This is a genomic window from Desulfotomaculum copahuensis (assembly GCF_001655685.1).
In the GTDB taxonomy this organism is placed as follows: Bacteria; Bacillota; Desulfotomaculia; order Desulfotomaculales; family Desulfovirgulaceae; genus Desulfotomaculum_G; species Desulfotomaculum_G copahuensis.
In genome coordinates this window covers 1-15350 of record NZ_LYVF01000179.1, presented here as the reverse complement: position 1 = coordinate 15350, position 15350 = coordinate 1, and the positions used below count along the sequence as shown (strand labels likewise).

Sequence of the window (15350 nt, the reverse complement as noted above, 5' to 3'; positions counted from 1 at the left end):
TGCTGATAGCCCGTCTTTCTCTACGGCCGCCCGGTGAATGGAATGTGCAGCAGCCGCATGATCTCCTTTTGCGTTTCGTACACCCGTTCAGCGATAAAATCATAAAACGGCGCCGGGTTTCCTTTATTCTGATACTGCCGGATTGTGTCGAAGTATTCCGCCCGGAGCACCGGGGGAATGATGGCCAGTTGAAAGCCGTCCTGGATCAGCGCCAAATTCATGATCAGACGGCCCGTCCTGCCGTTGCCGTCGATGAACGGGTGGATGGTAACAAACTTCAAGTGCAGCAGCGCGGCAAAGGTTACCGGGTGGAAATTGTTGCGTTTGTCCTGCACCCATTTCTCCAGCTTTCGCATTTGCTTTTCAATTTCTTGCGGCACTGGAAAAGCGTAACCGGAGCCGGATACGACTACATTCACCTTCCGCCAGGTGCCGGCGTTCCCCTCATCAATGCTTTTGTAGAACAGGCGGTGCATGGCTTTAATGTCCTGTACGGTTATACTCCGTTTTCCAATCAGAGTAAACATAAAGTCGTATGCTTCCCCGTGGCCCACCGCCTCGTATAAATCCCGGAGAGGATGGCCGCCGACAGTCAGACCGTCCTCAAGCACCATCTTCGTTTCGCTGATCGTCAGGGTGTTTCCTTCAATGGCGTTGCTCGACCAGGTAAGACCGATACGGTAGTAATCTTTCAACTGGGTGAGCATATGGCCCTCGAAGGGGCGAACCTCATTGATGGCTTTATGGTAATAATCAACTTTTTCATATATATTCATTTTATCTCTCCTGTGGATATCGTTCCATAATATCTAAATTATACCACAGAAAATTGTTTGCACATATGCCTGACAGCCTGCCTGTGCCTGCTTGTTCCGCCCGCGTGACAGGCGGGTTTTTAATGACTGTTTACTGAAAACAGCCCGGGGGAAGCCCGGCTTTCAGGCGGGATGACGAACCGGGCCGGGCGGCAGCCCGTCCGTTATACGGCAAATTGCCGTGCGCTGCTGAAAAAAAGACACTGCTGAGAAAGATGGTGTATTGTTGTTGACAAGGTTCCCCGGCCTTGCTATGATACAGATGTAAAAACCGCACGGTGCCGGCCTATTTGCGGCGGCCCGCGGGTGGTGATTGATGAGCATACCGGTTATTTACCGTGCCCGCTCCAGGAGGCGGGGCGGGCCGTTTGCCGGCCCGCGGCCGGCTGAGTGGAGGCGGGGCAGTTTGTACAGTCAACGTCATATGTGCCGAGAAAGTGTACCTAGGGTTCCACGCCCGCGCGGCGGGCGGTTCGGTCCGAGCGGTACAGGCGGCCGGGGATGTCCGTCCGCTACACCGGCAGGGAGAAAAGCCCAGGCGGCAGGTTTCTCATTTCGATGAAGAAACCTGCCTGCCCGGGCTGTTTGTTTTCGCGCTGCATTTTTCCACAGCGGCAGTAAATAATATCCATGAAATTTAACGGCGGGAAGTTTCCCGGCGCTTTCCAGGAACACCCGGCGGGGGACGGTACCATTTGACATGATCACGGGCCGGCGGCACCAAACAATGCCCGGCGGGTTTTCTTCAAGTTCCGTTAGCGCCTGCTGCCGCACCGGCAAAGGAACGAAAGTGTATTTTCTGGACAGTGTGAACCGCTAATTTTCAGGGGGAGGTATGGCTTCGTTGCTCGAAAAGATATTCAAGCTGCGTCAGTTTAAAACCGATGTGCGGACGGAAGTGATCGCCGGCCTGACCACGTTCATGACTATGGCCTACATATTGTTTCTCAACCCGAACATCCTGTCCGCCACCGGGATGGACAAAAACGCCGTTTTCTTCGCCACCGCGGTGGCCGCCGGAGTGGTCACCCTGGCTATGGGGCTGATTGTCAACTACCCGATCGCGCTGGCCCCGGGCATGGGGCTGAACGCCTACTTCGCTGTGGTGGCCGCCAACCACGTCGGCATGCCCTGGCCGGCGGCGCTCGGTGCGGTGTTTATTTCCGGCATCATCTTCATTCTGCTCACCGTCACCCAGATCCGCCAGCTGCTGGTGGTGGCCGTGCCCAATTCCATGAAAAAGGCCATTATCGTGGGTATCGGCCTGTTCATCACCATGCTCGGCCTGAAAATGGCCGAGATCATGGTGGTCAAGGCCGGGCCGGTCATCCCGCCCACCCTGGACGCTTTGAAAAAGCTCGACGGCGTGGCCACGCTGCGCTTTTTTGAGTGGAACTTTTTCATCGGCAGCTTTGCCAGTCCGGACACCCTGCTGGCGCTGATCGGGCTGGTGATCACGGCCATCCTGATGGCCCGCCGTATTAAAGGCTCCCTGCTGATCGGGATCATCCTGACCACACTGATCGGCATTCCCATGGGCGTGACCAAAATCGCCCCCGGCTTCCACCCCTTCGCCCTGCCGGACCTCTCCCGCCTGGCGGTGGGTCACCTGGACATTATGGGCGCGCTGCACATGGGCCTGTGGACGGTGATCTTCACCTTCACCTTCGTGGAGTTGTTCGATACTTTTGGTACACTGGTGGGCACAGCGGGCAAGGCCGGCCTGCTGGATGAAAACGGCCGCTCCCCGCGCCTGGGACGGGCCATGCTGGTGGATGCCTGCGGCGTTTCCTTCGGCGCGCTGATGGGCACCAGTACGATTACAGCCTTTATTGAAAGCACCGCCGGCATTGCCGAGGGCGGGCGCACCGGTTTGACCGCCGTGACCACCGGCGTTTTATTCCTGCTCGCCCTGGTGCTGGCGCCCATTGCCGGGCTGATTCCGGACGCCGCCACCTCGCCGGCGCTGATCATCGTCGGCCTGCTCATGGCGTCCGCGGTGAAGGAGATCGACTTCGAGGACTTCAGCGAGGGGCTGCCGGCCTTTCTGACCCTGATCCTGATGCCTTTGACCGGCAGCATCGCCAACGGCATCGCCGCCGGCATTCTTTTCTACGCCCTGCTCAAACTGGTCACCGGCCGGACCAAAGAGGTGCACTGGCTGATGTGGGTGCTGACATTGATTGTCCTGGCCCGCTACCTTTTCCTGGCCGAACATTAAATAACGACAGGAGTGTATGACTATGTCCAAACCACTGGTCGGCATCGTCACCGGCAGCGATTCGGATCTGCCGATCATGAAGCAGGCCACCGACATGCTGGACCGTTTCGGACTGCCCTACGAGATCATTATTTCCTCCGCCCACCGGGCGCCGGACAAAACCAGCGAATACGCCCGCACCGCGGTGGACCGCGGGCTGGCGGTGATCATCGCCGCCGCCGGGGTGGCCGCCCACCTGCCCGGGGTGATTGCCGCCTGCACCCCCTTGCCGGTAATCGGCGTGCCGATCAAAAGCGGCGCTTTGAGCGGGGTGGACGCCCTGTATTCGATTGTGCAGATGCCGGCCGGCATTCCGGTGGCCACCATGGCCATCAACGGCGCCAAGAACGCCGCCATTCTGGCCGCCCAGATCATCGGCGCCACCGATCCGGCGCTCCGGCAAAAAGTGATCCAGTACAAGGACGAACTGGCCCGGGCGGTGGAAGACAAGGCCCGCCGGCTGCAGGAACTGGGCGTCGGCGGCTACCTGGAGCAGATGGAGAAGTGAGCGCCGGCCTGCCGGCCCGCCGGCGGACAAGGGGCGGGAAACGGCCGCCGGCCGGCGGCGGGGAACACAATGCCGGGGAAGGGGCTTGACCGTTGCACTTGTCCGGAGTTGACGGCTGTCTGATCATTGGAACATAATTTGGGGAGAGGTGGAAAATCACATGATCGACCGTTACACCCGGCCGGAGATGCAGGCCGTCTGGTCGCAGGAAAACAAGTTCCGCAAGTGGCTGGAGGTGGAGATTTACGCCTGCGAGGCGCTGGCTGAAATGGGGCGCATCCCGGCGGAAGCGCTGCAGCAGATCCGGGACAAGGCCGCTTTCGACGTGCGCCGGGTGGAAGAAATCGAGGCCGTCACCAATCATGATGTGATTGCCTTTCTCACCTGCGTGGGCGAGTATGTGGGCGACGCGGCCAAGTACATCCACATGGGGCTGACCTCCTCGGACATGCTGGACACGGCTCTGGCCGTGCAGATGAAGGAAGCCGGGGAGCAGATCATGCGCCGGCTGCAGGAACTGCGCACCGTGCTGCTGGAGAAGGCCAAGGAACACCGCTACACGGTGATGATCGGCCGCACCCACGGGGTGCACGCCGAACCAATCACTTTCGGTCTGAAGATGCTGCTCTGGGTGGCGGAAACCGAACGCAACACCGACCGCCTGCAGCGGGCGATCGACGTGATCAGCGTGGGCAAGATTTCCGGCGCCGTGGGCACCTACGCCAACATCGAACCGCAGGTGGAGGCGCACGTCTGCAGCCGCCTGGGCCTGCGCCCGGCGCGGGTTTCCACCCAGGTCCTGCAGCGCGACCGCCATGCCGAATTTCTGACCACGCTGGCCGTGATCGGCTGTTCGCTGGAGAAGTTCGCCACTGAAATCCGCAACCTGCAGCGCACCGAAATCCTGGAGGCGGAGGAGTACTTCGCCAGGGGGCAAAAGGGTTCCTCGGCCATGCCGCACAAGCGCAACCCGATCACCGCCGAACGGATCAGCGGCCTGGCCCGGCTGCTGCGGGGCAACGCCCTGGCGGCGATGGAAAATGTGGCCCTCTGGCACGAGCGGGACATTTCCCACTCCTCGGTGGAGCGGGTGATCATCCCGGACAGCACGATCACCCTGGACTACATGCTATACAAGTTTACCGCGCTGATCAAAAACCTGCAGGTCTATCCGGAAAATATGCGCCGCAACCTGGAGCGTACCCACGGATTGCTTTTTTCCCAGCGCGTGCTGCTGGCGCTGGTGGAAAAGGGCCTTTCCCGGGAGCGCGCCTACGAACTGGTGCAGCGCAACGCCATGCAGTGCTGGCGGGAAGACATCGACTTCCAGTCCCTGCTGGAAAACGACCGGGACATTACCGCCCAACTGCCGGCAAAAGAAATAGAAGCATTGTTCGACTATGACTATCATCTCAAGCATGTGGACGACATTTACCGCCGCTTCGGCCTGTAGCCGCCGGTGTTGAAGATGACAGACGGTGTGCCCCGGGGGAACAGCGGTTTCCGGAAGCCGGTAACGATAAAAGGCACCGGCCGGATTGGCGGACCGGCAACGCGCATCGGCACAGGAACCGGCAACTGCAGGGGCGGGTGCGGGGCAGTGCTGAAGACCGGCGGCGCGGACCGCGCACCGGAATCCGCGAACAGGTGGATACCCCGACCTTTTACTTCGACGGAATGAACTAAGGAGGAAAAGTTATGCAAAAAGGCGAACTGTTATATGAAGGGAAAGCGAAAAAAGTCTACCGTACTGATGACCCGGACACCTATCTGGTGGAATTCAAGGACGACGCTACCGCCTTCAACGGTCAGAAAAAAGGCACCATCCGGGACAAGGGCGAACTGAACAACAAGATTTCCACCCGCCTTTTCCGCCTGCTGGAGAAGGAAGGCATTGCCACCCACCTGGTGGAGCAGATCAGCGACCGGGAAATGCTGGTCAAGGCGCTGGAAATCATTCCGGTGGAAGTGGTGGTGCGCAACATCGCCGCCGGCAGTCTGGCCAAGCGTCTGGGCCTGGCGGAAGGCACGCCGGTGGCCAGAACGGTGGTGGAGTATTACTATAAGAGCGATGAACTGGGCGATCCCCTGATTAACGACGACCACATCGCAGCCATGAACCTGGCCGGGGCGTCGGAAATGGCCGCGATCAGAAAGACGGCCCTGGCCGTGAACGATTTCCTGCGCCGCTACATGGATGAGCGCAACCTGATCCTGGTTGACTTCAAGCTGGAGTTCGGCCGGCACAAAGGCCGCATCCTGCTCGGGGACGAGATTTCCCCGGACACCTGCCGCTTCTGGGACAAGCAAAGCAGGGAAAAGCTGGACAAGGACCGTTTCCGGCGTGATCTGGGCGGCGTGGAGGAAGCCTACCAGGAAATATGGAAACGGCTTGGCGAAAACTGACAACAGTAAACGTACCGGAACGTTTACGGCTGCAGCCGTTCGCATTGCGGAGCCTGTAAGAATAATCCCGGGCATTGCCGGCCTTGTGAAAACGGCACCGGGACGGCCGGTGCGTCCCGATTCCGGCGCGGCCCGTCCGGCGGACCGGCGGCGCGCATAATGCATGGTGATGCGGCCGGGTGCACACAAGCAATCGATCCCGCAACCGGGAAGGGGGAGCAGAGTGAGACAAAGCGGAGCGCCCCGTGACGAAAAACAACGGTTCCCGGACAAGCCGAAAGAAGAATGCGGCGTATTCGGCGTCTACGCGCCGGGCCGGGACGTGGCCCGGCTCACCTATTACGGCCTTTACGCCCTGCAGCACCGCGGCCAGGAGAGCGCCGGCATCGCCGTGGCCGACGGGCGGCGCCTGCAGCTCTACAAGGACATGGGCCTGGTGCCGGAGGTGTTTCACGGCCGGGATCTGGACCAGTTCAAGGGACACGCGGCGATCGGCCACGTGCGCTATTCCACCACCGGCGCCAGTTCGCCGATCAACGCCCAGCCGCTGGTCTTCCGTTACGCCGGCGGCATGCTCGGTCTGGCTCACAACGGCAATCTGACCAACGTCACCGCCCTGCGCGCCCGGTTGACCTCGACCGGCTCGGTGTTTCAATCCTCGACCGATACGGAGGTGATCGTCAACCTGATCGCCCGTTACAGCCAGACCAGTCTGGAAGAGGCCGTGATGAAGTGCATGATCGACCTGCAGGGCGCCTATTCGCTGGTGCTGCTTACGGAAAGGAGCCTTTTGGCCGTGCGTGATCCGCACGCCTTCCGTCCCCTGTGCCTGGGCGGCCTGGAAAACGGCGGCTACGTGGTGGCCTCGGAATCCTGCGCTCTGGATACAGTGGGCGCGCAATGGATCCGGGACGTGGCGCCGGGGGAGATCTTGATGATCGATGAAAACGGTCTGACCAGCCGGCAGGGAATCATGCCCCGCCGGCGCGCCCACTGTATTTTCGAATACATCTACTTTGCCCGTCCGGACAGTCACATGGACGGTTTCAATGTGAACCGGGTGCGGCGGGAAATGGGCCGCCGCCTGGCCAGAGAGTATCCGGTGGAGGCCGACCTGGTCATCCCGGTGCCCGACTCGGGCACAGCGGCCGCCCGGGGCTACGCCGAAGCCTCCGGCATTCCTTTCGAGGAGGGCCTGATGAAAAACCGCTACATCGGCCGCACCTTCATTCAGCCCAACCAGGACATGCGCGACCTGGGAGTGCGTCTGAAGCTGAACCCGATCCGGGACGTGCTTTGCGGCCGGCGGGTGGTGATGGTGGACGACTCCCTGGTGCGGGGCACCACCAGCAGCAAGCTGGTGGCCATGCTGCGGGACGCCGGCGTGCAGGAGGTGCACCTGTGCCTGAGCTCGCCGCCGGTGGTCCGCTCCTGCTATTACGGCATCGACACTTCCAACGAGGCGGAATTGATTGCCGCCCAGAAGCCGCTGGAGGAAATCCGCCGGCTGATCAATGCGGACGGACTGCATTACCTGAGCATGGAAGGGCTGCTGGAAATCTTCGGCGACCGGCGGGACGACTTCTGCACCGCCTGCTTCACCGGCGACTACCCGGTGGCGGTGCCCGAACCAAGCACGGCTGGGAAATTCAGCCTGGAGAGCTGACCGGCAGGCAGTGGCCGGACCGAAGGAGCGACCGGAGCAGCGCGGCAGTGCATTGATAATCATGAAAAATCCAAAGCCATTACAGCCGGCTTCGGTCAGCGCCAGGTTTCAGGGAAAGCATTTTTCGCCGGACCGGAGCATTGGAGCGGCCCGGTGCGGTCACCGGCCTTGCTTTTTGCGGGGTGTATTCAGAAAATCGTGCTCGTTTATGAGGAGTGTGGATTCAATCATGTCGGATCAGACCGCGGGCCTTACTTATGCCGGCGCCGGCGTGGACATCTCCGCCGGCAACCGGGCGGTGGAGCTGATCAAGAAAACAGTGCGAAGCACCTTCCGTCCCGGTGTGCTCACGGACATCGGCGGATTCGGCGGCCTGTTCGCCCTGGATACGGCCCGTTACCGCCAGCCGGTGCTGGTATCGGGCACCGATGGGGTGGGCACCAAGCTCAAAGTGGCCATGCTCATGGACCGGCACGACACCGTGGGCATCGATCTGGTGGCCATGTGCGCCAACGACGTGCTCGCCCAGGGGGCGGAACCGCTGTTTTTCCTGGATTACCTGGCTGTGGGCCGGCTGGTGCCGGAAAAGGTGGCCGCCATTGTGGAGGGCGTGGCCGGGGGCTGCCGGCAGGCCGGCTGCGCCCTGATCGGCGGGGAAACGGCGGAAATGCCCGGTTTCTACGGACCGGAGGAATACGACCTGGCCGGTTTCGTGGTGGGGGTGGTGGAGCGCAGCCGGATCATCGACGGTTCCCGCATCCAGGCCGGCGACACGTTAATCGGCCTGCCCTCCGCCGGTCTGCACAGCAACGGTTACTCCCTGGCGCGCAAAGCGCTGCTGGAGGCGGCCGGCTGGCGGGTGGACACTTACAGGGACGAGCTGGGGCGCACCGTGGGCGAGGAAATGCTTGAGCCGACGCGCATCTATGTGCGCGCCGTGCTGCCGTTATGCGAACATTTCGACATCCGGGGAGTGGCGCACATCACCGGCGGCGGCCTGACGGAAAACATTCCGCGCATCCTGCCGCCGGGCACGGGCGTGGCGCTGGACCGGCGCGCCTGGCCGCTGCCGCCCGTGTTCGAGCTGATCCGCGCCGCCGGCCGGGTGCCGGAAGCGGAGATGTACCGTACTTTCAACATGGGTTTGGGCCTGGTGCTGGTGGTGCCGCCCGGCCGGGCCGGCGCCGTGCTTGACGCCCTGGCCGCCGCCGGTGAAAAGGCATTCGCGGTGGGCGAAGTGGTGCGCGGCGACAGGGAAGTGCGCTACGTTTAATGGGGGGAGTGTTGGCGGATGTCAGTATTACGCCTGGGCGTGCTGGCCTCGGGGCGGGGTTCCAACCTGCAGGCGATTATGGACGCCATTGAGGCCGGGCGGCTGCCGGCCGCGGTGGCCGTGGTGATCAGCGACAACCCGCAGGCGCACGCCCTGGAGCGGGCACGCGCCCGGGGCATTCCGGCCGCGGCGTTGAGTCCGGCCGCGTTTGAAAGCAAGGATGAATATGAGCGGGCCGTGGTGGAAAAATTGCAGGAGCACCGGGCCGGGCTGGTCTGCCTGGCCGGCTATATGCGCATTGTCGGTGAAACCATGCTGGCCGCCTTCCCCAACCGGGTGATCAACATCCACCCGGCGCTGCTGCCGGCCTTCCCCGGGCTGCACGCCCAGCGGCAGGCCTGGGAGTACGGCGTGCGCTACAGCGGCTGCACGGTGCACTTTGTGGACGGGGGCATGGACAGCGGACCGATTATTCTGCAGGCGGTGGTGCCCGTACTGCCTGAAGATACGGCCGACAGCCTGGCTGAACGCATCCTGGAGCAGGAGCACCGCATCTACCCGGAAGCGGTCGCACTGTACGCCGCCGGCCGGCTGGAGATCAGAGGGCGCCGGGTGTTTATCCGCTGAAGGCGGCCGCAAAGAAGGCGCCGGAAAGCCGGTTGAAACATGCCGCCGGCGGGGCACGTAACGTAAGAAGGACCGCCCGCGTCATGGGATTTAATAATCTTTTCGCGGCCCGGCGGCATTTTAAAGTACCTGCCCCTGAAATCCACCCTTTTGCGGAGTGGAGCGGACGCTGGTATCACCGGTCCTCCCGGCAAATGCCGGGATGCTTGCTCGCGAGAAAGGTGTAAGACCCGGTAAACCGGGCAACCGTCCGGTAACATGTGAAACCTTCGGGCTGACGCCCCCGGGCTCGTCCCGGGGAAAGTCCATCACAACTATGCAAGGAGGTCTTGTTAATGACCGTCAAGCGCGCGCTGCTCAGCGTATCCGACAAGACCGGGCTGGTGGAGTTCGCCCGCGGCCTGGTCGAACTGGGGGTGGAGATCGTTTCCACCGGCGGCACCGCCAAAACGCTCAAGGAAGCCGGACTGCCCGTTACATACGTTTCGGACGTCACCGGTTTTCCGGAGATCCTGGACGGCCGGGTGAAAACGCTGCACCCCAAAGTGCACGGCGGCATCCTGGCCCTGCGCACACCGGCGCATCTGGCCCAACTGTCGGAGCACGGCATCACCCCGATCGACCTGGTGGCGGTGAACCTCTACCCTTTCCGGGAAACCATCGCCCGGCCCGGGGTCACTTTTGCCGAAGCAATCGAAAACATCGACATCGGCGGTCCGTCCATGGTGCGTTCGGCAGCCAAGAATCACCAGTACGTGCTGGTGGTGGTTGATCCGGCACGCTACGGCGCAGTGCTGGACGTCCTGCGGAGCGGGGAGATTCCGGATTCCTTCCGCCTCGAGCTGGCCCGGGAGGCCTTTGCCCACACCGCGGCCTACGACACGGCGATCGCCAACTACCTGCAGGAGCGCTCCGGCGGCGAGGCGGATGATTTCCCCGCCGTCTGGCAAATGGCGGTGGAACTGGCCCAACCCCTGCGCTACGGCGAGAACCCGCACCAGCGGGCCGCCTTTTACCGCGATCCGGCGGTCACCGGACCCTGCGTGGGCAATGCGGTGCAGCTGGCGGGCAAGGAGCTGTCCTTCAACAACATCCTGGATCTGAACGCCGCTCTGGAACTGGTGCGGGAATTCATCGACCCCTCGGTGGTGATCATCAAGCACAACAACCCCTGCGGTGCGTCCAGCGCCGACACGCTGGATGCGGCCTACACCCTGGCCTACGAGGGGGATCCGGTTTCCGCCTTCGGCGGCATTGCGGCCTGCAACCGCCCGGTGGACGAGGCCACGGCGGAAAAGATGAGCAAAATTTTCCTGGAAGCGGTGATCGCCCCGGACTTCACCCCCGGCGCGCTGGCGATACTCACCGCCAAAGCCAATCTGCGCCTGCTCAAAACCGGTCCGCTGATTTCGCGTTCCGAAGAGCAGCTGAAAGATGAATTGCTCAAGATGCATTCCGGCGGGGCGCTCAATGAAATGCTGACCGCCTCCCGCCTGAGCGATCTGATCAAGGACGGCCCGGCGGGCATCCAATCCAGCGATCGTTACGACATGCGCAAAGTGAACGGCGGCCTGTTGATCCAGGAGGCCGACCGGGTGGTGACCGACCCGGCCAAAGTGCGGGTGGTGACGGAAAGGCAGCCGGCCCCGGAGCAGCTGGCCGATCTGGCCTTTGCCATGGCGGTGGTCAAGCATGTCAAATCCAACGCCATCGTGGTGGTGCGCGGGCAGCAGTTGATCGGCGTGGGCGCCGGCCAGATGAACCGGGTGGGCGCGGCGCGCATCGCCCTGGAACAGGCCGGGGACAAGGCACGCGGCGCGGTGCTGGCCTCCGACGCCTTCTTCCCCTTCCGGGACACGGTGGACGAAGCGGCCAGAGCGGGCATCGACGCCATCATCCAGCCCGGCGGCTCGCTCAAGGATGAGGAATCCATCGCTGCCTGCAACGAACACGGCATAGCCATGCTCTTCACCGGCATGCGTCATTTCAAGCACTGATCGAAGTTTCACCCGTAACATGATGGTTGGCCGGGCCGTGCACGGTTGTTACGTTCCCGGCATACAGCAGGAGTCGGGAGGGCGGGGGAGAAAAGGAACCAGCCCCATGCCTTCAGGCCCGGCATGCCTTCCGGAAAGGTAAAGGGAAGGCAAAGCAACCGTCCCCATGCCTTCGGGGAGGGCACAAACAAAGGAACCGGCCCCGTGTCTTCCCCTGACCTCCCAGGGGAAGTGTAGGGATCGTCCCTGTGTTTCCCGGAGCGGGCCCGGCGGGGATATTTTTTAAGGAAGGAACGGAATTGAAATGCGAATTTTGGTGGTGGGCGGCGGCGGGCGCGAGCACGCCCTGGTCTGGAAGCTGCGGCAGAGCCCGCGGGTGAAAAAGCTCTTTTGCGCCCCGGGCAATGCCGGCATCGCCGGGCTGGCCGAATGCGTGGACATAGCCGCCGAAAACATTCCCGGCCTGTTGGATTTTGCCCGGCGCGAACATATCGACCTGACCGTGATCGGCCCGGAAGGCCCGCTGACCATGGGTATTGCGGATTCCTTCAGTGAAGCGGGCCGGCCGGTGTTCGGACCGTCCGCCCGGGCGGCGGCCATAGAGGGCAGCAAGGTGCTGGCCAAGGAGATCATGGCCGAATACGGCATTCCCACCGCGCGCTACCGGTCCTTTACGGACCCGGCGCCGGCCGCGGACTATATCCGAGAAACTGGCGCGCCCTGCGTGGTCAAGGCGGACGGACTGGCCGCCGGCAAGGGCGTGATCGTCTGTTCCACGGTGGATGAGGCGCTGCAGGCGGTGGATACGATAATGAACAGGCGCGCCTTCGGCGCGGCCGGCGCCCGGGTGGTGGTGGAGGAGTGCCTTACCGGCCAGGAGGTGAGCGTGCTGGCCTTCACCGACGGTGAAACAGTGGCGCCCATGCTGCCGGCGCAGGATCACAAGACGGTTTTCGACGGCGACCGCGGACCGAACACCGGTGGCATGGGCGCCTACGCCCCGGCGCCAGTGTGCACGCCGGAAATTTTCCGCTTTGCCCGGGAGCAAATCCTGATTCCGGTGGTGCGGGCGATGGCCGCCGCAGGGCGCCCTTACCGGGGCGTGCTTTACGCCGGGCTGATACTCACCGCGGACGGCCCCAAAGTGCTGGAGTTCAACGCCCGTTTCGGCGATCCGGAGGCGCAGCCGGTGCTGATGCTGCTGGAAAGCGATCTGGTCGACATCATGGAAGCGGTGCTGGCCGGGCGGCTGGCCGGCATGAAAATCCGCTGGCGCCCCGGCGCCGCCGTATGTGTGGTGCTGTCCGCCGCCGGCTATCCCGGTGCTTACCGCAAAGGGGATCAGATCAGCGGCCTGGAGCACACGCCGCCGGGAGTGGCGGTATTTCACGCCGGCACCGCTTTTCAGGCGGGCCGGGTGGTCACCGCCGGCGGCCGTGTGCTCGGCGTCACCGCGGTGGCGGCGGACATCCCGGAAGCGATCAAACTGGCCTATACTGCTGTGGAAGGTATACATTTTGAAGGCATGCACTACCGCCGGGATATCGGCCGCAAAGCGCTGACGCGGGGCTGAACACAGTTTCCCGGGGTGGAAAATGCCTCTTCCTCCGGACGGCGGGCGCGCAAACGGGTTTTCCTTCCGGTGTTCATGTCCGGCCGGACGCGGCCGCAGCGGCCGGAAACTCTTTCGCTCTTCCGGCCGGCCGTGCCGGGGGATGGTTAGACGGATGCTTTAGTTTTGTAAAGCGAAAAAGGGTTTTCCCTTCCGGTGTCGAAGATTGGGTACAGAATATTTTATTCCGGCAGGCCGGAGTGCTAACCGTTTTAGTTAAAGCCGGCGGATTCCGGGGACGGCCCGCCCGGGGCGGCGTCCGGCGCCCGGGGCGGCGGAAACTTGTGCGAAAAGCGCCTCGTGCTCCGGCCCGGGGATGACAGGGAGATTTTTCGATGACCTATACGGGAAAACTGAAAGATCCTTTGCTCGACGATTTGTTCAAGGGCGTGCTCACCTTGCAAACCATCGATGAATGCTACCAGTTCTTCGAGGACGTCTGTACGGTGGCTGAAATCAAATCGATGGCCCAAAGGCTGGAGGTGGCCCGGATGCTGCAGGAAAACCGCACTTACGGCGAGATTGCCCACCGTACCGGCGCCAGCACGGCCACGATCAGCCGGGTGAAGCGCTGCCTTAACTACGGGGCGGACGGGTACAAGCTGGTGCTGGCCCGCCTGGCCGGCCGGACGGGCGGGGAAAATGAGTAGAGCGGCATTTTTTAAACGCCGGGATTTGTGCCTGCTGTCACGAACCGTTCATATGTCAGGTAAATAAATTGTTAAGAAAGAGGTTGACACCGGCCCGGCTGGTAGTTTATGATGGTACCGTATCAGTACTTTAACTAACTAAAGAATGTGGTTGGGGAAAGAAGGAAGCCCATGATCAATATTATCAATGCCGGCAGTCCGGAAGTGGAGCGCTTGTGGCGGCGGCACCCGTCCGGCCGGGAGGAGGCCGCCGCGGCGGTGGCTGAAATTCTGGCCGCGGTCAAAAAGGAAGGGGATGCGGCTGTCTGCCGCTATACCAAAACCTTCGACGGCGCCGCGTTGACGCCGCAAACCCTGGCGGTGACACCGCAGGAAACAGCAGCGGCCATGACGCAGGTGGCGAAAAGTTTTCTGGACGCGATGGATCTGGCGGCGGAAAATATTATCGCCTATCACCGGCGGCAGCTGGTCAATTCCTGGTGCGAGCCGGACGGCCGGGGCATGTTCCTGGGCCAGCTGGTGCGTCCCTTGAACCGGGTGGGCATTTATGTGCCCGGCGGCACGGCCGCCTATCCTTCTTCGGTGCTGATGAACGCTCTGCCGGCGCGGGTGGCCGGGGTGAAGGAGATTGTCATGGCCACGCCGCCCGGCCAGGACGGGCGGATCAATCCGCATGTCCTGGCCGCGGCCGCCCGGGCGGGGGTGACGGAAATCTACAAAATGGGCGGCGCCCAGGCTGTCGCCGCTCTGGCCTACGGCACGGCCGCGATCAGGCCGGTGGACAAGATCGCCGGGCCGGGCAACCTGTATGTCACCCTGGCCAAAAAGCAGGTGTACGGAGTGGTGGACATCGACATGCTGGCCGGACCCAGTGAAGTGCTGATTATCGCCGATGCCGAAGCCGATGCCCGTTATATCGCCGCCGACATGCTCGCCCAGGCCGAACACGATCCGCTGGCGGCGGCCGTGCTGCTCACTCCGGACCGCTCCCTGGCCGCAAGAGTACAATCAGAGCTGGCCGCGCAGCTGGCGCGCCTGCCCCGGCGGGAAACCGCCGCCCGGGCGCTGGCCGGCCAGGGCGCCATTATTGTAACCGCGGATCTGGAGGAGGCGATCGCACTGGCCAACCGCTTCGCGCCGGAACACCTGGAACTGGCCGTGGCGGACCCCTTTGCCCTGCTCGGCCGGGTCACCACCGCCGGCGCCGTTTTCCTGGGCGCCTACGCACCGGAGCCCCTGGGCGACTATCTGGCCGGACCCAGCCATGTGCTGCCCACCGGGGGCACAGCCCGCTTCTACTCCCCGCTGGGAGTGGACACCTTTTTGAAGCGGACCAGTGTCATTTCCTGCAGCCGGGAGCTTTTGCAGGAGCTGGGACCGTCCATTATCGCACTGGCCCGGGTGGAGGGGTTGGAAGCGCACGCCGCCGCCATCGGGGTGCGTCTGGCGGCAGAAAAGCAGCCCGGCGCCGTTCCGGCCGCTGAGACGACGGAGGGAAAGGCCGGGCAGCTGAACGGGCGGAAAACCGGCGCCGCC

The 15350-nt window shown here is 62.9% G+C and carries 12 protein-coding genes and 1 riboswitch; of the genes, 11 read left to right on the top strand and 1 reads right to left on the bottom strand.

Annotated features, from left to right (window positions below; all coding sequences use genetic code 11):
- Positions 1-20: 20 nt before the first annotated feature.
- Entirely contained in the window at positions 21-776 is a 756-nt protein-coding gene (locus A6M21_RS14010; RefSeq protein WP_066669905.1) for a Fic family protein, read from the bottom strand.
- 471 nt (positions 777-1247) lie between these two features.
- Positions 1248-1358: riboswitch (guanidine-I (ykkC/yxkD leader) on the top strand.
- Between the two features lie 301 nt (positions 1359-1659).
- Here A6M21_RS14010 and A6M21_RS14000 point away from each other — a divergent pair.
- The 11 genes from A6M21_RS14000 to hisD all read left to right on the top strand — a co-directional run.
- Complete coding sequence (locus A6M21_RS14000) at positions 1660-3036, top strand: NCS2 family permease (protein WP_066669901.1); 1377 nt, start codon at positions 1660-1662, stop codon at positions 3034-3036.
- A gap of 22 nt (positions 3037-3058) precedes the next feature.
- Positions 3059-3583, top strand: coding sequence for a 5-(carboxyamino)imidazole ribonucleotide mutase (gene purE, locus A6M21_RS13995; protein WP_151191955.1), 525 nt, complete (start codon positions 3059-3061; stop codon positions 3581-3583).
- 160 nt (positions 3584-3743) lie between these two features.
- Positions 3744-5036 carry an adenylosuccinate lyase gene (gene purB, locus A6M21_RS13990; RefSeq protein WP_066669896.1) on the top strand — a complete coding sequence of 431 codons (1293 nt, stop codon included), beginning with the start codon at positions 3744-3746 and terminating at the stop codon, positions 5034-5036.
- Between the two features lie 245 nt (positions 5037-5281).
- On the top strand, positions 5282-5989 hold the full coding sequence (gene purC / locus A6M21_RS13980; RefSeq protein WP_066669892.1) for a phosphoribosylaminoimidazolesuccinocarboxamide synthase: 708 nt from the start codon (positions 5282-5284) through the stop codon (positions 5987-5989).
- Between the two features lie 223 nt (positions 5990-6212).
- Positions 6213-7655: an amidophosphoribosyltransferase gene (gene purF, locus A6M21_RS13975; protein ID WP_066669890.1), complete on the top strand. Its 1443-nt coding sequence runs from the start codon at positions 6213-6215 to the stop codon at positions 7653-7655.
- Between the two features lie 229 nt (positions 7656-7884).
- A complete protein-coding gene (gene purM, locus A6M21_RS13970; RefSeq protein WP_066669888.1) occupies positions 7885-8928 on the top strand; it encodes a phosphoribosylformylglycinamidine cyclo-ligase in 1044 nt (347 codons plus the stop codon).
- An 18-nt stretch (positions 8929-8946) separates the two neighbouring features.
- Entirely contained in the window at positions 8947-9555 is a 609-nt protein-coding gene (gene purN, locus A6M21_RS13965; protein ID WP_066669885.1) for a phosphoribosylglycinamide formyltransferase, read from the top strand.
- 335 nt (positions 9556-9890) lie between these two features.
- Complete coding sequence (purH, locus tag A6M21_RS13960) at positions 9891-11552, top strand: bifunctional phosphoribosylaminoimidazolecarboxamide formyltransferase/IMP cyclohydrolase (RefSeq protein WP_066669884.1); 1662 nt, start codon at positions 9891-9893, stop codon at positions 11550-11552.
- Positions 11553-11856: 304 nt separating this feature from the next.
- A complete protein-coding gene (gene purD / locus A6M21_RS13955) occupies positions 11857-13125 on the top strand; it encodes a phosphoribosylamine--glycine ligase (protein ID WP_066669883.1) in 1269 nt (422 codons plus the stop codon).
- Between the two features lie 374 nt (positions 13126-13499).
- Complete coding sequence (locus A6M21_RS13950; RefSeq protein WP_066669882.1) at positions 13500-13814, top strand: YerC/YecD family TrpR-related protein; 315 nt, start codon at positions 13500-13502, stop codon at positions 13812-13814.
- A gap of 171 nt (positions 13815-13985) precedes the next feature.
- A partial coding sequence (gene hisD, locus A6M21_RS13945) for a histidinol dehydrogenase (protein ID WP_151191954.1) occupies positions 13986-15350 on the top strand: 1365 nt, incomplete at its 3' end.